At 34.9% G+C, this 21,502-nt stretch carries 13 protein-coding genes and 1 tRNA gene; 5 read left to right on the top strand and 9 right to left on the bottom strand.

Annotated elements, in window-relative coordinates:
• Positions 1–1,039 precede the first annotated feature (1,039 nt).
• Positions 1,040–2,413, bottom strand: coding sequence for a glutamate--cysteine ligase (locus V5N68_RS01470; RefSeq protein ID WP_332065409.1), 1,374 nt, complete (start codon positions 2,411–2,413; stop codon positions 1,040–1,042).
• Positions 2,414–2,484: 71 nt separating this feature from the next.
• Positions 2,485–3,225: a 16S rRNA (uracil(1498)-N(3))-methyltransferase gene (locus V5N68_RS01465; protein ID WP_332065408.1), complete on the bottom strand. Its 741-nt coding sequence runs from the start codon at positions 3,223–3,225 to the stop codon at positions 2,485–2,487.
• A gap of 211 nt (positions 3,226–3,436) precedes the next feature.
• Here V5N68_RS01465 and V5N68_RS01460 point away from each other — a divergent pair, with 211 nt between their 5' ends.
• Both V5N68_RS01460 and folD read left to right on the top strand, forming a co-directional pair.
• Positions 3,437–3,580: a hypothetical protein gene (locus V5N68_RS01460; RefSeq protein WP_332065407.1), complete on the top strand. Its 144-nt coding sequence runs from the start codon at positions 3,437–3,439 to the stop codon at positions 3,578–3,580.
• A 944-nt stretch (positions 3,581–4,524) separates the two neighbouring features.
• Positions 4,525–5,424 carry a bifunctional methylenetetrahydrofolate dehydrogenase/methenyltetrahydrofolate cyclohydrolase FolD gene (gene folD, locus V5N68_RS01455; RefSeq protein ID WP_332065406.1) on the top strand — a complete coding sequence of 300 codons (900 nt, stop codon included), beginning with the start codon at positions 4,525–4,527 and terminating at the stop codon, positions 5,422–5,424.
• A gap of 871 nt (positions 5,425–6,295) precedes the next feature.
• Here the strand turns inward: folD and pgl are convergent.
• From pgl to V5N68_RS01420, 7 genes are all read right to left on the bottom strand, one after another.
• Positions 6,296–7,051 (bottom strand): 6-phosphogluconolactonase, encoded by a 756-nt coding sequence (pgl, locus tag V5N68_RS01450; protein ID WP_332065405.1) that lies wholly within the window; start codon positions 7,049–7,051, stop codon positions 6,296–6,298.
• Between the two features lie 1,355 nt (positions 7,052–8,406).
• Positions 8,407–9,690: an NAD(P)/FAD-dependent oxidoreductase gene (locus V5N68_RS01445; protein WP_332065404.1), complete on the bottom strand. Its 1,284-nt coding sequence runs from the start codon at positions 9,688–9,690 to the stop codon at positions 8,407–8,409.
• 11 nt (positions 9,691–9,701) lie between these two features.
• Positions 9,702–11,105: a glutamine synthetase family protein gene (locus V5N68_RS01440; protein ID WP_332065403.1), complete on the bottom strand. Its 1,404-nt coding sequence runs from the start codon at positions 11,103–11,105 to the stop codon at positions 9,702–9,704.
• Positions 11,106–11,298: 193 nt separating this feature from the next.
• Positions 11,299–11,375 (bottom strand) — tRNA-His (locus V5N68_RS01435).
• A gap of 136 nt (positions 11,376–11,511) precedes the next feature.
• Positions 11,512–12,600 (bottom strand): quinone-dependent dihydroorotate dehydrogenase, encoded by a 1,089-nt coding sequence (locus V5N68_RS01430; protein ID WP_332065402.1) that lies wholly within the window; start codon positions 12,598–12,600, stop codon positions 11,512–11,514.
• 789 nt (positions 12,601–13,389) lie between these two features.
• Entirely contained in the window at positions 13,390–14,703 is a 1,314-nt protein-coding gene (locus V5N68_RS01425) for a PAS domain-containing sensor histidine kinase (RefSeq protein ID WP_332065401.1), read from the bottom strand.
• 381 nt (positions 14,704–15,084) lie between these two features.
• Positions 15,085–17,649 carry a DNA translocase FtsK gene (locus V5N68_RS01420; RefSeq protein WP_332065400.1) on the bottom strand — a complete coding sequence of 855 codons (2,565 nt, stop codon included), beginning with the start codon at positions 17,647–17,649 and terminating at the stop codon, positions 15,085–15,087.
• Between the two features lie 286 nt (positions 17,650–17,935).
• Between V5N68_RS01420 and V5N68_RS01415 the strand changes: the two genes are divergently transcribed.
• The 3 genes from V5N68_RS01415 (at position 17,936) to rpoH (ending at position 21,450) form a co-directional block, all read left to right on the top strand.
• Complete coding sequence (locus V5N68_RS01415; RefSeq protein WP_332065399.1) at positions 17,936–19,366, top strand: aldehyde dehydrogenase family protein; 1,431 nt, start codon at positions 17,936–17,938, stop codon at positions 19,364–19,366.
• 31 nt (positions 19,367–19,397) lie between these two features.
• Positions 19,398–20,402, top strand: a complete 1,005-nt coding sequence (locus V5N68_RS01410) for an RluA family pseudouridine synthase (protein WP_332065437.1) — start codon at positions 19,398–19,400, stop codon at positions 20,400–20,402.
• Positions 20,403–20,553: 151 nt separating this feature from the next.
• Positions 20,554–21,450 carry an RNA polymerase sigma factor RpoH gene (gene rpoH / locus V5N68_RS01405; RefSeq protein ID WP_332065398.1) on the top strand — a complete coding sequence of 299 codons (897 nt, stop codon included), beginning with the start codon at positions 20,554–20,556 and terminating at the stop codon, positions 21,448–21,450.
• Positions 21,451–21,502: the final 52 nt, after the last annotated feature.

Below are 21,502 nucleotides of genomic sequence, written 5' to 3'. Positions count from 1 at the left end.
ATTCTAACTTAAGTATTTTTTAACCTCAATGGAGTAGTGTGTTTACTTTAAATGAGGGAGCAGGTTTTAATGTGCGTAGCATATGTTGCAAAATAGTTTGCTAAGATAGTATTTATCTTAAATATAGCTAGCTCCTAAATAGATACCATTCTCAATGCGCATTGTTTTAAGTTGTAGTACACATGTATTAGTTTTCAATAAAAATGCAATTAAAAGATATCTTGAAAGCTACCAATTGCGCATGTATCATAGTTTTCTCAATATAATGATTTAATTTTTAATACATGCGTATTTTATTGCCTTTCATGATACGACCTTTGTTGAGCTAAACCAGAAAATATAACGAATAAAAAATTATATCGTATCCGAATTTTTTCTATTAGCTTATTCATATACACTAAATAAATCTCTTACATATAGTTAAAATTAAGATTATTATAATGTGTCCCAATCTGCCTATTAAATTTTAGTATATTCAGAATTATCACAACTTGTTTCAACAAAATTATTAAGCTCTATGACTGATCTATAAAGCCTAGTAATGCATTATAACTAAGAAGTAAAAACAGTTAACTTTTTACTGCGTGCGACTCGTTATTAGTTTTATCGATATTTAAACTGAAAAGAATATACAAATAAAAATTAAGAAGGACCACATTTTATGATTAAGTAAAAATTGGGCATTCCACCTGCAAAATATAAAATGCTAAAAACAATAGCGTACTTGCACCTAAACCCACTGTACTTATCAAACACCAAATTGTTTAAGACCTTACTACAACCTTCTTTTAAAATCCTTTTTGATGACTGTATATTCAGAACCTTAGAAAGCTAACCAGTAACCTTTTTTTATATAACTAAAACTCTTGATTTGTTAGTACCAGCTTAAGGCAGTTTCTTCTTTACAGATGCAAACCTTGGAATATCATTTCCTCTGACATTTAACTTAGTTCATAGACTTCTATCATAATATTCTGGAATAGAAGGTATAATTCCCCCTACTTTTATAAACTAAGAGGAATTTTCCCCATATAGAATTCTAAAAAGTATTTTCTAAAAAAACTGGTTCTACAGACTGATTCCAAATAGAATGATAATTAGCCAAAAGTTTATCAGCATTTGTTTGTCCTACTGCAACTATCTCTTGTAAAGGAATTAAAAATTTTGTTTCATCAAAACCATCATCATCATATTGTTTACGGTTTTTTAAGCCTTTGTACGCAATAGAAACAGCCTGACGCGCTAATTCTAAGATAGTGGTTTGACGAAAAGACGCTTTTAAACCTTCTTTAGAAACACTTTCACGCAGATCTAAAACTTCTTCTAAACACCAATCTTTTGTCAAAGTCTCTGCTTCATCCAGTGCTTCACTATCATACAAAAGTCCTACCCAAAAAGCTGATAATGCGCATATATGCTTCCAAGAACCACAATCAGCGCCTCTCATTTCTAAAAATCGCTTTAAGCGTACTTCAGGAAACAACGTTGATAGATGATTAACCCAATCCCCCATATTGGGGACTGAATTTTTAACCTTTCCTTTCAATGCTCCATTCATAAACTGTCTGAAAGTTATGTTCGTACAATCGTAATATTGACTATCGCGCACAACGAAATACATTGGCACATCTAGTGCCCACTCAACATAATCTAAAAAGCCAAAATGCTCAGAAAATGTAAAAGGAAGTATCCCACACCTCTGATTATCAGTATTGCACCAAATTTCAGAACGCCAAGATAAAAAACCATTTGGACGCCCTTCAGCAAAAGGCGAATTAGCAAACAATGCTGTCACAAGTGGCTGTAACTTCATTGATACTTGCATTTTTCGTCGCATATCAGCTTCAGATGAAAAATCAAGATTAACCTGAGTAGTTGATGTCCGATACATCATATCAATACCATTGCTGCCAACTTTCGGCATATAATCAGCCATAATCTGATAACGTGATTTAGGCATTCGTGGTGTTTCTGCTAATGTCCACTTTGGACTAACACCTATACCAAGGAAACTAATGCCTAATGGATATGAAATTTTATTAAGAAGAGCCAAATGCTCCATAAGCTCATTATAAGTCTGGCCAACCGTTTTCAACGGTGCACCAGATAATTCAAATTGTCCTCCAGGCTCCAAAGAAATAGCGCCTTGATCAACTGATCCTACAAGCCCAATAATATTCCCTTTATCTAAAACAGGTTCCCACTTTAAAGCTTCTTGCATTCCCTCTAAAAGTGCGCGGATTCCTTTTGTTCCCTCATAAGGAACAGGATGAAAACCATCTTTATAAAATGGGATCTTCTCATGCTCTGTACCAATACGCCAATCATTTTTTCCTTTACACCCCCCTTGGAAATAGCTAACCAAGGAATCTAAATTATAAATTTCACTTTCATCTGTTATATCAAGTGCCATAACTTATCTGATCCTATCATTAGTTCTATTATTTTAATGAATCATTTAAAATGACTTTATAAACTTCTCAGTCAATTAACCCAATTCCCCCCAATAGCATTAAGAAGAGCTAAGGCAGCAACAGCCGCAGTATCAGCACGTAAAACACGTGGACCTAATGATATTGGAATCACAAAAGAATATTTTTTTAAGAGATCACGCTCTTCTTCACTAAATCCACCCTCTGGTCCAATTAAAATCCCCAACGCAGAAACTTCATGCTTTTTTAAAACAGGCAATGGATTGTATGATTTGTGTCCTTCATCACAAAAAAATAAAGTCCTCCTTTTATCCCAACGCGCTAAAAGCTCTACTAAAGACACGGAAGCAATACATTCAGGCAAAGACAAAATACCACACTGTTCAGAAGCCTCAACAACATTAGCCTTCATTCTATCCATATTAATACGCGTAACTTGCGTATGATGCGTTACAACAGGTTGTAACACCGAGACACCCATTTCCACAGCTTTTTGTACCATATAATCCAAACGAGCGCTCTTAAGTGGTGCAAAACAATAAATGATATCTGAATATGCCGTTTGTAATCTTTCTTGACAAATAAGTTGAACTACAACAAACTTTTTCTTAACAACGATGAGTTTAGCAAGCCACTCTCCATCTTGTCCATTGAAAAGTAAAATTTCATCTCCTTCTTGCATACGTAAAACACGTACGAGATAAGAAGCTTGTGCCCCTTCTATCTTGATTTCTTTATCCAAAAACAGTGGCTGTTTAATAAACAACCTTTTAAGCTTATAATTTATGCGCATAAAAACTGTGCCTTAATTAACTATAACCTTTTAAAAATAAAGAAAAAGTTGTATCTAGAGCATGATAGTACATAAAAACTATAGAAATTCTTTATCTTTATAAAATAATAACGGAACGAAGAAAATATTAAACAGTTCTACCCCCATATAAATTCATAATAAACACAATTTTACATTGCCTATAGTCATTGATCACATGATTGGAAAGAATATGTCTGCTAAAAAGGCCACAATTGTCACTATTACTATTATCTTAGCTTTTATTGCGGTTTCTGTAGGAATTGGTTCAGTTGGAGCGGGTGGAAAATACATCGTTATAAAAGATGGATATGGTATCTCCTCTCAAATTAAATAAATGCACTCTTAAATATCTTTAAGACTTGCATTAATGTAGCATTTTTTTAAAATTTGATCTTCTCTAACACTACAAAATAAAAATCAATTTATATAAACATCTCTTTTATCCCCCAAATTGCAATGATATTGCCTTGCAGATTTAAGAAAAAGCAAATGGCCCATAACAAAACTACTCGCAGAACAATTAGTATCTCTACATCTATTGTTTTCATTGTGGCTTCATTGTAAATACACTCCACCAATTATGAACAGTAACAGCTGCAACCTTCTCTTCAATGAACAGGCCTCTATTCACTGTACGCATCACCGATTCTACCACATCATCGTATTATATAAAAATCTTGTTTGAATATCCTATCAATTTAAAACCGTTAATAAAACAACCGTTATTGACTAAGAAAAACTACTTATTCTCCACAACTCTTGCTTGCAAATCATTTAAATTATATCTTAACAGCCGGTTAGAAAACATATTTCAGCGCTCACCCATCTCACATTTAAGAAAAAACTTAACCATAATGAATTATGTAATTGTACATTATAACTTACCGACACAATCAAATCCTGCACCGAACTAACACGAATCACATCTATAAATAAAAATAGAGTAAAGAGAAAACACTAACTCAAAACAACAAAATAACTGTAATGAAATCAAAGCTCAAAAACTTTATTACCTCGAAGTACATAATTTTTTCTTTTATAACGAACTAAACGAGAATTTAAATTTAATAACTGAATTATTCTTGTTCTTATCCAAAGTTTATTTAGACAACAATATTGCTGCTTCTTCACAAAACAACTATTTTAAAGTCTTCCTAAAATTTAAAAGATATAAAACTACCTTCATCACTTTTCACATTAATATTGCTACAATGCTCTATTGTATGGTCAGAAAATGCTCAAAAAAACAAACAATCCTATCGAAAGGGATAGCCTCTTATGAATAATATTATCGACGGAAAAAAGCTTGCTGAAGAGATCATTGTGAAAGTTAAAGCTGAAACAATAAAACTCCGCACACACTACGAGATACAACCTGGTATCGCCGTTATAATTGTCGGAGATAATCCCGCAAGTCAAGTATATGTCGCATCAAAAAGTAAAAAAGCTGAAGAATGTGGTTTTTTATCCATCAAGCACGTCCTTCCCAAGGATGTACAAGAAGAAGAACTTCTTCAATTAATTGCAAGATTAAATGCTGATTCTAAAATCCATGGTATTTTAGTGCAAATTCCCTTACCTGAGCATATCAATACAAATCGCGTAACACAAGCTATTTCCTTCCAAAAAGATATTGATGGTTTTCATTATATCAATATAGGAAAACTTTCTGCAAATGCTCTAGAAGATGCTATTATTCCCTGCACTCCAGCGGGTATAATGATGATGATTAAACAGCAATGTGGGCACGATTTATCTGGTCTTGATGCTGTCGTTGTTGGACGGTCTAATATTGTTGGCAAGCCTATGGCAACCCTCTTAACAGCAGCCAATGCTACTGTAACAGTTGCCCATAGCCGTACCCGAGATATCGATGATGTATGTCGCAGCGCTGATATTTTAGTAGCAGCTGTTGGCCGTCCTCACATGATTAAAAAAGATTGGATTAAAAATGGAGCCATCGTTATTGATGTTGGCATTAATCGCATTGCAGTACCAGAAAAAGGTATAGGGAAAATACATCTTGTTGGTGATGTTGACTTTGAAGAGGTAAAAGAAAAAACCACAGCTATTACCCCTGTTCCTGGAGGGGTTGGACCAATGACAATTGCTATGCTCATGGTTAATACGCTCAAAGCCACCGCTAGATTACATAATCTTCCTATCCCGAAATTTTAAATATCTTACAAACTTTTCTTGAATTACATTACTTTTGCTTTTATTTATACTGGTCAGGTATTCTGTTAACTTTATGATTAACTAACTGAATAAATAAAACTTATATTGAGCATAATTTTAATAACTGTTTGCACATTAGTTTTTAACATCTTTTTAAAAGCTAACGTGTACCCACTTGAATTAAAAAAGATACCTCTCTCACCCCCATCCTACAACCAGTAAAAAAAATGTTCTAACATTATATAAGCCGCAAAAAGGATTCTTTATCATAATTACACTCATTGCTGATAATATATTTTGGCACTAAAATTGCTTTAGTTTATCAAGCTCTGACAATATCCATTTTTACTTTCTAACCTTCGATAATGAATAATTATAGCACCTCAGTTACGTTTCTATCGTAGCATAGTTTTTAAAATCATCTAAACTAATTTCACTATTATAAATAGCTTAATTTCTTTCCTGCCTAAATTCAAAAGGTTCAATAACTTCTTTTGTTTTCTAATGCATTCCACATGATTTTATATACTAAATTTCTTCTAAACAACGACTAGCTCTCTTAAAAACTTACTAAAAGCATTATAAGTTAAGCTGTCTCTAAACTATAGTCTACTTGGTGCTGTGCTTTTATTCTTCAATCTTCCACGCATGTTCCTTGTTAAACTCAATAGCCCTTTGGATCTACCTCAAAAATTCAACCGGACGCTCTCCTTTAAAATATTGAAGATTGAAAGCTTTTCTTATTGTTGAATTCTTAAAGTAACATACAATAAAGAATAGATGAATGTAAAACCTTTCTATGACGATAACCAATAATATATAGAAAATGCTCATATTTTATGTAACTGCACATTTTACTGCCACAAAAAAACTAAGCGTTAGCACCCGTATTATGCTCTATTTCACTTATTTTATTTTCTGCAGGTGACCAATAAACCTGAAGAAGATGATGAGCATAGCGCAAAATTGCCCGAACAGGCATTTGCATTTCAGATCCGTCCTGACAAACCTCTTCAAAACAATCACGTTTCTGTAACCCTTCAAAATGGAGAACAATATAACGAGCTTGCAATATAATCGGTAAAGTTAAGGTAAGCCTTGGTTCAGGAGCACTCTTTGCATGAATAGGCAAAACAAGCGCTCGCGTCCGAAGATCAAGAGCTTGCTTCAAACGATCAGCATCAGGAAGAAAGGAGGCGGTATGTCCATCAACATCCATTCCTAAAACAACAACATCAAATGGTCTAGGCAAAGTGTTGATACGGCTCGCTGCTGAAAAAGCTGCAAGCTCAACAGTAACTGTTTTATGATAAAGACCAACGAAACGTGCTTTAGCCGCAAAATTTTGCAACAAATAACGACGCACAACATATTCGTTGGAGCGTTCATGATCAATAGGAACAAAACGTTCATCAACTAAAGTAATAATAATATTTTGCCAATCAATGTCAGCTTTTGACAAATAATGAAAAAACAGTTCTGGTGTTTTCCCACCAGATACAGCTAAAACCGCTCGCCTGTGTTCACGAACAGACACACTAAGCTCTGCTGCAACCCGATCAGCTAATGCCAAAGCTAAAGCAGTAGGCGTCTCAAAATTTAAACGATCGATATTAATTCCATGCATTCTTATTTTCTAAATTAAATGATTCCATATACATTCCATCATATTCCACAAAACATATAAAACATTAACTAATGTATCATACCTATGAACAGGCTACTTTGCTGCTTTTTATTCGTTAAGAATTACAGCAATATGATACCCAATAAACCCAATTTCCTCATAGAATATAAACAGTATTCATTTCCATAAATAATATCCATTAGTAAATATTTATCAGCCAATAGGACATACTTTTTTCAAAAAATACAGACATAAAATTCATGTCAACGAAATACACAAAATGCACCCCATAAGAACCTATGCTGTTGTTTTTTACGCACTTATTAAGCTGAAGACAAATAATAAATTTACCGAATCCATATCAAAAATAGGATGGGAAATATGCTTGAAAACCACAACGTTTTTAAAATCTATATAAAAACATTCGCTAACCAGTTTATAAATGAAAAACTGTAAGTGTTCAAAACGCCAATTATCAACACTAATTTCTAATTCTACACACTTTTTCTATAGGCTTTTTCAAGATATCATTATTAAATTGTATTTAAATTATATACAATACTCAAATATTATCTATATCATCATCTATGTACAGTGTACTCTCCTATATTATTGATATCAAGAAATACTCGATGATACAAAATTATAGTTTTTTATCACACGTATAGCATTTGCATAATTAATAAAATGATATTTCCACCACAGCCTAAAACAGAAATTGCACCATAGCAATCTAGCCCATGCACTCAATGATAAATACTGTAAACTTCCAATCTTAGAAAGATTCAGCAACCATTGGCTAAACGTAGTTTATATAGTTTAAATACTTTAATGAACTCGTACATAATGTTATTAACAAACTGTCATATTATCAAATGTTGAATCATTTCCTCGTAAAATAGGAGTCTAGGAATCAACGCCCAAAATTGGATTTTTATCAATACTGTTTTGCACATATGTCATGTAGCCAATTATTTTAAAATGGTAATCCATGTCTTTTGCTTTACTAAATTGTTTTGCTCCAATTCTATAATAATATCACAATATAATAATAAACAAGACTACTTTGATATCCCTCATTATTTAAAAAGAGCATATAAATCTAATGATACCGTTAGTGACTTAATGAATTATCAAAAGCGCTAAAATATGAGGCAGATATTAATTTTATGTGGCGCCCCAATTATCATCTCTACACAAAATAAATCAAAGAAAAAACTGATACCGTTTTCTCAACCATAAGCTTATCAATTCTTTTCATTCAATTATTAGGAGCTAATACAATTTATAGAGTTCTGGTTATTACAGAAAATATTTAAGCAAACTATTAACTTTTTATACGAGATGATGCCCAATTAAAAGCGATCCATTAAAGAGAACCAATACATTGCCAAAAATACAAGCGGATAACGCAAAAGCCTTCCCCCTGGGAAAGATGAAATCTTTAAATCCTGAAAAGACTTAAATCGCTCACACTTCCCAGTAAACCATTCAGCGTATAACTTCCCCATAAAAGGAGCCATAATAACCCCATGCCCCGAATAACCACCACAATAAGTTACCCCTGGTAAAAGTTGTCGAACATAAGGCATACGTTCAATCGTAATAGCAACCGTTGCACCCCAGCAATGTGTCAAATTGACCGATTGTAAGTAAGGATAAATTTCAAAAATCTGCCTTTTTATTTTCTCATCTAAATTTACAGGATGCTTATTATTGTAACTCTCTACTCCACCAAATAGTAAACGATTGTCAAAACTTTTGCGAAAATAACGAACCATAAACCGAGAATCATCGACCGATTCGCCTTCCACAAGAATTGAACTCTGCGTCGGTAATGGTTCAGTTGCTCCAATATAAGAGTTGATAGAAACAATATTTTTCTCAATCAAACGTTGAAGCCCAAGCCTATAAGCATTGGTTGCTAATAAAATATGATTGGCCTTTACATTACCTCGCTCTGTTATAAGGACATAGCAGCCACCACTGCGCTTTATTGCAGTTACTTGTGTTTTTTCATAAAGCTTAGCATTAGCGTTTTTTGCATTTTTTGCCAACCAAACAACCAATTTTAAAGGATTTACATGACCAGTCTCTACATCATAAATACCACCGCAATAAAAACATGACCCAAGTCGCTTGGCTGTTTCATCCTTATCTATAAAAGTGAGACCATGATAACCATAGCGCTGCATAATCTCAACATGCCGTTGATAAGATATTATTTCACGTTTCCTGTGAGTCACAGAAAGCTGCCCTACCATAAAGTCGCTATCACAATCAGGCATAGCACACCAAGATAAAATATCTCTTTTCGCTTCTTCAGCTAAATCAAACAGAATTTTACTGCGCTCAAAACCATAATTTTTCTCTAATATTTCTACCCACTGTCGTTGGCCCGTACCTAATTGACCACCATTGCGTCCTGAAGCACCATCACCAAAACGTGCAGCTTCAAGCAAAACAACGTTAACTCCTGCCTTAGCTAAATGGTACGCAGCTGAAAGCCCTGTGAACCCACCTCCTACTATGGCCACATCGCACTGTATCTGTTCACCTAAAAATGGATAAGAAGGACGTTCCTTTAAAGTATCTTCATACCAAGAAATTCCTAAAGAAATTGGATTATAATCAATCATTATGATAAAGATTAAACATTAAGCAAAAGATACTCACGCTCCCATGGACTAATTACTTCCATAAAAGTTTCAAACTCTTGTCGTTTAATTGCAGCGTAAGTGTTTACAAATACATCCCCTAAAATAGCACGTACAGCCGTATCTTGTTCAAATAAATTCACAGCCTCAATAAGTCCTCGCGGTAATTCGATATTATCGGCATTCACATTATCTACTGCTGGCTCATCTGGTTCAATCTTTTTTTGCAAACCAATGAAACCACAAGTCAAAGAAGCTGCAAATGCTAAATAAGGATTAGCATCTGATGAAGGAATTCTATTTTCAACATGCCGTTCCTGTGGAGCAGAACGTGGAATACGAAAAGCAGTAGTACGATTATCATACCCCCATCGCAAATTAACAGGAGCAGAAGCATTAGGCATAAGACGGCGATAAGAGTTCACATAAGGAGCAAGCATCACGAGAACTCCAGGCATATGCTTTTGTAATCCACCTATAAAATGACGAAAAAAAACACTTTCCTTGCCATCCTTCTCCGTAAAAATATTAACGCCCGTCTTTTTATCAACAACTGATTGGTGGATATGCATAGCAGATCCTGGTTGCCCTTGAATAGGCTTAGCCATAAAAGTTGCGTACATATCATGCTTAAATGCCGCTTCACGAATTGTTCGTTTTAACATAAAAACTTGATCAGCTAATTCAACCGGATTTCCATGATGTAGATTAATTTCAAATTGTCCGGTTCCCTCCTCATGAATAAGCGTATCAATTTCCAATCCTTGTGCTTCTGAAAAGTAATAAATATCATCAATTAGATCATTAAATTCATTCACTCCAGCCATCGAATAGCCCTGTCCCCTACCAATTGAACGACCAGAACGACCAACTGGAGGAACTAAAGGATAATCCGGGTCAGGATTCTTTTCTACCAAATAAAACTCAATTTCTGGTGAAACAATTGGTGCTAATCCTATTTGAGTGTAGAAACCAATCACTCTTCGTAAAACATTTCGTGGCGTATAATCCACGACTTGTCCATTCTGATATACAAGATCACAAATCACCTGTGCAGTAGGATTATCTTCCCAAGGGATAATGCTTAATGTAGAAAGATCAGGGTCAAGGTGTAAATCACCATCTGTTTTAGGATATTCAAAACCACGACCATCTTCGGGATACTCTCCTGAAATTGTTGTCATAAAAACAGCTGAAGGCAACGCTAATAATGTTTCTGATATGAACTTTTTAGATAGCATAACCTTGCCACGTGCCACACCCGCTTGGTCAGGTGTAATACATTCAATATTTTCGATATTCCGAAAGGTGAGCCATTGAGAAGCTTGCTCCCAACTGTCCACACCACGTAAATTTTTGAAAAAATCAGCAACAGTCCCAAAATCTTTGCTTTTCATTTTTTTACTATTTGTTACAGTTAGAATATAACAATCAAAAATCAATATTGGCTATTATAGCATTACTCTAATTGCATATAAATACTATACAAAAATGTATCAATCTCATTTTAAGAGCACTACAGCTCCTATCAAAGTAAAATATGCATCACAATCATTATAAGTTGCTTATCATATCTAACATAGTGAAGACTGGTACGGTTGGTGGGATTTGAACCTACGACCTCTGGTGCCACAAACCAGCGCTCTAACCAACTGAGCTACAACCGCATAAATAAACATCTTACTCAGTATTTACTATTTAGTAAACACTCACTTCCTCTTAGTCTGACATAAGGAAGATCAGAAAAGTTTGCAAGCCCCCTAAAAGAAATCTCACATTTTTTTATTAAAAAAACTAATTTTATCATAAACGCAATGCGCGCTCTGCCCAATATTCAACATGTTGATCACGGTAATTTTTTATATTATCAATACCATCCTGTTGCATAAGTTGCAAAATCTCTTTCAAAATAGTGGTAGCAATATCTGGTCCTTCATAAACCATCCCGCTATACAATTGAATTAAGTCTGCACCCGCTTTAATTTTTTCTAAAGCTGTTTTTGCATCTTTTACACCACCAACACCTATAATTGCAATATCTTTACCTAATTTTTGACGCATTTTGGCAAGCACAATAGTAGAGCTCTCAAATAATGGACGCCCAGAGAGTCCTCCCTCTTCACTGCTTAATATATTATCCGTCAACCCCTGACGTGAAAGAGTGGTATTGGAAATAATTACACCTTCAAAATCAGAAAGTTTTATTTCTTCAGCTATATCATTTAGTTCTTCCTCTGATAAATCAGGCGCAATTTTTAAAAAAATTGGAATGGAGAATCCATGCTTCTTTTTCTGTTCACTGCGCATTTTTGAAATAGCATTAATCAAAAGATGTAAATTTTCACGAACCTGTAAATTTCGTAAACCAGGCGTATTAGGCGAAGAAATATTAACCGTAAAATAATCAGCAACATCATAAAAACAAGAAATGCCCGTGATATAATCATTAATTTTATCAACTGTATCTTTATTTGCGCCAATATTAATTCCTATAATGCCGGGCCTTTTACAAACACAAATCCTGCTGTAGACAATCTGGTGACCTTCATTATTAAAGCCCATCCTATTAATGATAGCTTCATCTTCTCTCAAACGAAAAAGCCGTGGTTTAGAATTTCCCGCCTGAGGTTTGGGTGTAACTGTACCAACTTCAGTAAAACCAAACCCTAAACGAAAAACAGCATCCACCACCTCTGCATTTTTATCAAAACCCGCAGCAAGACCAATGAAATTCTCAAATGCAAGACCTGCAACAGTCACACACAAACGTCTATCAACAACCTTTTGGCAACTTTTTAATCCACTTTTCAGACTGATAATCGCTAAACGGTGTGCATATTCTGGATCTAACATAAATAAAGCAGAACGACCAATACAACGAAAAAAACTCATCAATCCTTCTCCACAACTAAACATAACCTATTGCATCTCATACAAACCATTTAATATACAAAATCACAAATAAACATAATAAATATAATGAACAAAATTGGAGGCTCCTCTTAATGAATACTAAAAAATTTACAATCCATGGTCATCATTTATGTTCATATTTATGAACATTCAAAAAATAGAACTTATGCTATAAAAAGATTTTATTTTTAAAATCCCCAAAACAGTAAAAACCGAAAATTAAACGCAATTCTTTTCTAGTTAAGGGAAGAGAATACGCTTTTCAAAAAAATCTTCGTTAACCTGAGCCCTATAATCAACCGGTTTGTTTATTAAGGTACTCTAATATATTCTTCATAACAATTTTTTATATTTGTAAAATTAATCTTGCAAATAAAAGAGCTTTTCTGCCCTCTTCTTTTTATTAAAAGAAAGAATAAAACTCATCCGTATTTATATGGGTAAATATGGAAGCATGCTATTCAAAGCATTTGCCATAAAAGAAAATATGAATGATCTTGCAATCAGTGTAAAAAGCATCTGCCATAATTGTAAAACATTTTCAATAGTTTTATCAATACTATTAGACTGTCAATAATATTATTATGTATCACAGATAAAATTGATTTTTCTGACATAATTACCCAAACTGCAAGTAAAAGGTCAATGAAATTGAGTGCAATAGAAAGCTGGGATCAGAAACAAGAAAAAAGAGAAACTTCCAAAACATCTTGAGAAAAATAAATCCTACAAAAAATGAGAAGTTTATTCTCAACAAAACGGAATAATTTATCTATGAACCTTTTCATGCAATATAGGAAAAAACATTTCTACTGTTGTTCCATGATTAGGCTTTGAAAATAGCATAAATTGGCCACCGCTCTTTTCTACCATTGCCTTACACATAGGCAAACCTAAGCCAGTGCCAACAAAAGCGCTATCACCAGATCGACCATCTTTGCGCTCTACTTGACCATAAGGCTGTATAGCCTGAACAATTTCTTCATCGTTCATCCCTATACCGTTATCGCTCACAGAAATTTTTACCCGCTCTTTTTTTACATAAGAAACGTGAACAACAATTTGCCCACCAGATGGTGTAAAACGGATAGCATTAGAGAGCAGATTCCATATAATTTGACGAAATATCTGTTGCGACACACAAATAAACGGCACATGAACCGGTGCAACAATTCGCATAATAATACCATTATGATTAGCCTGCGTTTCAAGAAAAGCTATGCTTGCACGCAAACAAGATACCACATCAAATGCTTCAGCCATAAGAGACCTATTAATCTTATTCCCTGAATTAAAATGATTTTCTTTCGAGCACTCTAATAATTGATTAACTAACGATAATATATGTTTTCCAGATGAAATAATATCACGTAAATATCCACGATAACGCTCATTATCTATAGAACCAAAGCGACCCTCTATCATGATTTCCGCAAAACCGATGAGAGCATTCAAAGGTGTCCGCATTTCATGGACAATTCCAGCAGTTTTATTTTCTTCATCCTTTTTATCTAAAGATAGAACCACTTTTGTCATATCACGTAAAATCACAGCATAATTATCTTGTCGCACCAAAGGTATGATGATCATAAAGATTGTTATATTTTTATGACTTTTTGTTACTAAATCAACTGTTTCACCATTATTTAAAGCCCGACCTTTTTCTTTCAAACGAATTAACTTAAAATATTTTTCCACCGAAGAACGACTTTGCAAAGTAAATAATGATGATAACGACTTTGCCAATAATTCGTTTATTTCATAGCCAGTTAATGCCAAAGCTGCACTACTAACTGATTGAATACATCCCTGTCCATCCAGCCACAAAATACCATCAGTAACTGTATCCAATAGTGATAAAACCACTGCTGGTTCTTTTATAAGGATTTGTTTTATCACATTTACAGGCAATGTTCGAGCAAATGGCATTTCAATCGCCATTTTTTCAGATAAATGCTCGGAGCCTAAAGATGAATGCAATTCACCACGTAACCGTTCTGCAATTTCACCAAAAGCTGCACGCTCTACCTCTGAAAGGCCTGATATTTTTGTACCTGGCTCTTCATCACTTTTTTCTTGCATTTTTTAAATACCAACTATGAAAATTGTAGATCTATTTTTAGCATCAAAAACCGGCAAAGCAAATAATTCAATAGTAAGCTATTTAAAAGAACCATCAACATGCTATTGAACTGTTTACTCAATGTCAAAAATAGAAAAGCTTAATAGTAAAATCGCTAAGAAATGAATATCGTTCACCTTTAAAACTAAAAAGCTCAAAAAACATCAGCCATTTGTTTTATTCATATAGCTTTGTTAAATTCCTTTATATTTCAGATAATTTTAAAACGCCAAAGACATCTCAATCATCCTTTGTACTCAGTACTATTCACCAGCATTTAATGAAAGATATTTTCTCCCAATCTATTTCCATTTAATATTTCCAGTTTTTAAATATCTCCGTTATGAGTCCGTAAAACTATCTTGCTTCCCATTATATTCATTGATTAGAATTTCACGTTTACCAACATGATTGGCTGCTCCAACAATGCCTTTTTCTTCCATTCGTTCCACTATCGAAGCTGCTTTATTGTAGCCGATTGAAAGTCGACGTTGAATATAAGATGTCGAACATTTTTTATCACGCATGACAATCTTAACAGCTTGCAGATAAAGTTTATCACCATCATCACCTATATTTTCTGCAGCAGCAACTTTTTCAATTGAATCAGAACAATCTGTATCTTCAGCATCCTCTTCACTATCTGTTACTTTTGCTAAATAATCGGGTTTCCCTTGTACTTTAAGATGTGCAACTATCGATTCAACTTCTTCATCAGAAACAAAAGGTCCATGAACACGCACAATACGCCCACCACCTGCCATATGTAACATATCCCCTTGACCTAAAAGTGTTTCAGCGCCCTGTTCTCCTAAGATTGTACGACTATCAATTTTTGACGTCACTTGGAAAGAAATGCGTGTAGGAAAATTTGCCTTAATTGTGCCTGTAATGACATCAACAGAAGGACGCTGTGTTGCCATAATAAGATGAATACCTGCAGCGCGTGCCATTTGAGCTAAACGTTGAATAGCATTCTCTATTTCCTTACCGGCCACCATCATAAGATCAGCCATTTCATCAACAATAACAATAATATAAGGAAGCTGTGTCAAATCCATTGCTTCTTCATGATAAAGCATTTTCCCGCTTTCCTTATCAAAACCTGACTGCACAGTGCACATGATTGTTTCACCTTTTTGTGCTGCTAATGCAACTCTTACATTAAAACTATCAATATTACGCACACCTAATTTAGCCATTTTTCGGTAACGATCTTCCATTTCACGAACCGCCCATTTTAAAGCTGTTACAGCCTTCTTAGGATCAGTCACCACAGGAGTTAATAGATGTGGAATACCATCATAAACAGACAGCTCTAACATTTTGGGATCAACCATAATGAAACGGCACTGTTTCGGTGTCATTCGATAAAGAATCGATAAAATCATTGTATTAATCGCAACAGATTTTCCTGACCCTGTTGTTCCTGCAACCAATAAATGAGGCATTTTAGCTAATTCTGCAATTACAGGTTTACCATTAATTCCTTTTCCCAAAGCAAGAGCTAGTTTAAATTGACTTTCCCGAAAAGAATTTGATTGAATTAATTCGCGTAAATAAACCGTTTCACGAACTGCATTTGGCAATTCAATACCAATAACATTGCGTCCCGGTATCACAGCAACACGTGTGGAAATAGCAGACATAGAACGAGCAATATCATCAGAAAGACCAATGACCCTCGATGACTTTACTCCGGCAGCAGGCTCAAATTCGTACATCGTTACCACTGGCCCTGGATGAACGTGGATAATTTCACCTTTAATTCCAAAATCCTCCAAAACACTTTCCAAAAGTCCTGCACTACGCTCCAATGCTTCTTGCGTAATAATTGTACCATCATGAAAAATAGGATCTTGCAATAAATTGATCGAAGGAAGTTTATAATTAGTACAATCAACAGGTTGACAATTTGGCATAAAATTGGAATTAGGATTCCTTAACAACGCACTAGAGGTGCTTAATATTTTTCTTTTTTCTCCCGGTATAGAAAAACTTTCTGGACCTTTTTCAATATCTTCTTCTGTACGATCAGTAACACTATTAAGTTTTTTGGTTATTGTGGTAGCCTTTACATCGTTGCGTGCATTAGTAGTCTTTTCAAGAGCAGGATCAGAATTAAATATTTGAGTTTTTTCAACAGTGTTCGTTTCACTATTTGCACATCTTAAATTGGGGGTTTCCCTAATGCCTTGAATATCCTCAGTTGAAGATTCTGATTTAATTGAATCATATAATTTGGGAAAGCGGTATTCAAGAACACGATAAAAAGCGGTGATTGACTCATCAAAAGCAGAAACAGTACCGTGTATCACATCATCATCTTTACGCTCAACAGATGTTGTATCTTTTTTGAAAATTTTAGTATCGACCTGTTCTAATATAAAGGGCTCACATTCAAAAAATACATTATCAGAAAGGTAAAAAGTAAGCTTTTTTGAAGACACCGTATTCGTATTCTCTACTCGTAACTTATACTTTTCTGCATTTTCTTCAATCTGAATATCAAGATTTTGTTGTGATGACTGTCCCAGAACTGTTAAATCACAAAATAGCTTTTTATCTTTAAGGGATAGAGAATCAACTCCGCTTTCAGTTAACTGCGGATTTACTGTTTTTTTGCTATGACACGGAATTTCCGTAAGCTTTTTCTGCTTTTTCTCAGCAGAAATTTTAAACTGTTCCGCAAAAATTGGATCTGTTTCTATGCGACGACGTAGAATCTCAACTTCTGGTGTTCGCGTGAAACGTACATTTTGTCCAAAAGCAAATGCCTTTTTCCATACTTCTGGATAAGTAAATATTTTAGCAATTTCAACAGACGAGTTTTTTCCTGATACAATTTCTGCATTTTCATCAGAAATGGAAGACATAGAAATAGATTTTGTTTTCGAATTATGCATGATACCCAACAAAATTGCAGCAATGAGAACAATTGTCTTTTCAATAAAGAACGCACAGAACATATAACATGAAGGTTAATAACTTTTTTCCAGTAATAACTATTTTATGAAAAAATTATAGCGTACTAACGACACACTTTTTCCCCACATCTGCACAAGCAATATTGCCTCTATCTTCCGTCTTGAATTATACAGGGAAACTTTATTTCTTCACTTTTTATAAAATTATCCTTATTATTTTTTTCAAATAGAGTGAAATTAATAACAACAAGGTAGGGAACACAACATGCTTAATAAACGTAAACTTTATATTAATGGTCAATGGGATGATCCAGATGCTCCGAATGATTTATATGTCATTAATCCATCGACAGAGGAAGCTTGTGCTGTCATTAGTATTTGTAATAAAAAAGATGCGGATAGAGCAATTAGCGCTGCTAAAAATGCTTTTCAAAGCTGGAAAACAACTCCAGTGAATGAAAGACTTAGCTTCGTTGAAAAAATTTTAGATATTTATGAAAAACATTCAGAAGATATGGCAAAAACCATTTCGATGGAAATGGGAGCGCCTATTGATATGGCACGCAATGCACAAACTGCATCAGGCTATTCTCATATTCGCAACTTTATAAAAGCTTTCAAAGAGTTTTCATTCCAAAATGTTTTAGTAGAAGGAAATGAAAAAGCTATTCTTCACTATGATCCTATCGGCGTGGTAGGATTAATTACCCCATGGAATTGGCCTATGAATCAGGTAACTCTTAAAGTTATTCCTGCTTTATTGGCAGGATGCACAATGGTATTGAAACCTTCTGAAATTGCCCCTCTCTCTGCTATGCTCTTTGCTGAAATTTTAGATGAAGCTGCTCTACCTGCTGGTGTTTTTAATTTAATCAATGGAGATGGGAGCAATATAGGCTCTTACATAGCCTCTCATCCAGATTTAGAAATGATAAGTTTTACAGGATCAACCAGAGCAGGAAAATCTATTTCCAAAAATGCTAGCGACACTTTAAAAAAAGTTTGTCTCGAACTTGGAGGTAAAGGAGCTAATATCATTTTTGCCGATGCTGATTCAGAAGCTATTCAACGTGGTGTGCAGCATTGCTTTTATAACAGTGGACAAAGTTGTAATGCACCAACGCGCATGCTTGTAGAGCATACTATTTATGACAGAGCCATCAAAACAGCCAAAGATATCGCTGAAAAAACAAAAGTAGGGCCAAGCCACCAAGCGGGGGATCACATTGGTCCTGTAGTATCAAAACAGCAGTACGATAAAATTCAAGAGCTTATTCAATCCGGAATTGATGAAGGTGCAACTCTTATTGCAGGTGGCTCTGGTTTACCGATGGGAATGAAACGTGGTTATTATGTACGCCCAACAGTCTTTTCTGATGTGAAACCTAATATGCGTATTTTTAGAGAAGAAATATTTGGCCCAGTTCTTTCGATTCTTCCTTTTAATACGGAAGACCAAGCCGTCGCTTTAGCCAATGATACCGAATATGGTCTATCAAACTATATACAATCGCAGGATCAAAACAAATGTAGACGTATCGCTGTGCAAATGCGATCTGGTATGGTAGAAATTAATGGACATGGCTTACCCAGTGGTAGTTACTTTGGAGGAGTCAAATTTTCTGGCCGTGCACGTGAAGGCGGACAATGGGGTATTAAAGAATTTTTAGATACCAAAGCAATTTCATACTGGTAGAAAAATTTATTAAAAGCTTAATTAGGATCATATATTGGTACAATGGATAACGGATGAGAGTGCTCTTGGGCAACGACTTGATCAATGGCTTTCTAAACAATGCCAGAATGAGTTGTCACGTTCACGTTTGCAAACCCTCATCCGCGCAGGTTTTCTTAAAATTAATGGTCAATTAATGAAGGAACCTAAAACGAAATTAAAACCTAATCTAATAGTTGAATTAAAAATTCCTGCTCCTAGCGCTGCAAAACCAAGCGCTGAAGCTATTGAATTAGATATTTTATTTGAAGATAACCATGTCATTGTCATCAATAAACCAGCAGGTCTTGTTGTTCATCCTGGTAATGGGAACTGGACTGGTACGCTAGTTAATGCCCTTATCTACCACTGTGGCGATAGCCTATCAGGTATCGGTGGTATTAAGCGTCCTGGTATCGTCCATCGTCTTGATAAAGATACAAGTGGAGTTATGGTTGTTGCTAAAAATGATTTTGCGCATAAAAATCTTAGTGCCCAATTTTTTGATCACGGACGCAACACTTCACTAGATAGATGTTACCATGCCTTAATTTGGGGATACCCCAAAAAGAATATTTTAACAATTGATGCACCCCTTGGCCGTTCTCCTCATAACCGAATAAAACAAGCTGTTGTTCATAGCCAAAATCCTCACGCTCGCCGTGCAATTACACATTTTTCCTTACTTGAAAAATATGGAACCTGTGCCGATAAAACATCTATTGCTAGCCTTTTAGAATGTCGTTTAGAAACTGGTCGCACACACCAAATTCGTGTTCATATGGCTCATATCGGGCATCCACTGATAGGCGATACTGTTTATGGGAACGCTTTTAAAACAAAATCAAATACACTTAATCCCATAGTAAAAAACGCAATTAATCAACTTAAGAGACAAGCTCTCCATGCGGCCAGTCTTACTTTTGAGCATCCTGCCACAAATGAAGTTATGTCTTTTTCTTCACCACTCCCTCAAGATATGGCTGAACTTATTAATAATTTTAGAAAAATGAATTGAAACTTTTGTCTTTTTCATGATTTTATAATAAAATATCCATTTTTGAACAAAATTTAAAATTATAGTGACGCAGCTGTTATAAAAGAGAGTTAAATATCTAAAAATAGGATTTGCCTTGTAAGGAAATTCGTGGAAGAGGAGGGTGCGCTATATGGCCCATATGAATTTGGTATCAGTGATAGCAGGTGACGGAGGACTGAATCACTACTTGGAGGAAATACATCGTCTTCCAATGCTTGAGCTAAAAGAAGAATATATGTTAGCTCAACGTTACCGTGAACATAATGATCTCAAAGCTGCACATAGATTGGTTACGAGTCATTTGCGTCTCGTTGCTAAAATTGCAATGGGATATCGAGGATATGGGTTACCTATTGGAGAGGTTATTTCAGAGGGTAATATTGGACTTATGCAAGCTGTTAAACGTTTCGAACCGGAACGGGGATTTCGTCTTGCGACCTATGCAATGTGGTGGATTAAAGCATCAATTCAGGAGTACATATTACGATCTTGGAGTCTGGTGAAAATGGGGACAACAGCTAATCAAAAGCGTTTATTTTTTAATCTTCGTAAATTAAAAAATAAACTACAAGCATTTGATAGTGGTGACCTCAATGCGGAGCAAGTGAAGGAGATTGCAACTCAATTAAATGTAACAGAAGATGAAGTTATATCAATGAATCGTAGACTCGGTGGTGATGCTTCACTCAATGCACCTCTTCGTATAAAAGAAGGTGAAAATAGCGAGTGGCAAGATTGGTTGGTCGACGATTCTGAAAATCAAGAACAGATTTTGATAGAACAGGATGAGTTGCAAAATCGTCGTTCTATGTTAACGCACGCTATGGATAATCTAAATGAACGTGAAAAACGTATATTTAAAGCGCGTCGTTTGAGTGATGAACCGCTGACGCTAGAAGAGCTCTCTAATGAATTCAATATTAGTCGGGAACGTGTACGGCAAATTGAAATGCGTGCATTTGAAAAAGTACAACACTCTATATCCATAAGAGCTTCTGCTTTATCTCAAAGACAAATGCAAAGTTAATGATACTTAGTAGGCATTCTTGAAATCGAGATAGGATGCAATATACGCCGTT

It is taken from the genome of Bartonella eidoli, assembly GCF_036576145.1.
Lineage (GTDB): Bacteria > Pseudomonadota > Alphaproteobacteria > Rhizobiales > Rhizobiaceae > Bartonella.
This window is presented reverse-complemented; position numbering and strand designations above follow the sequence as displayed.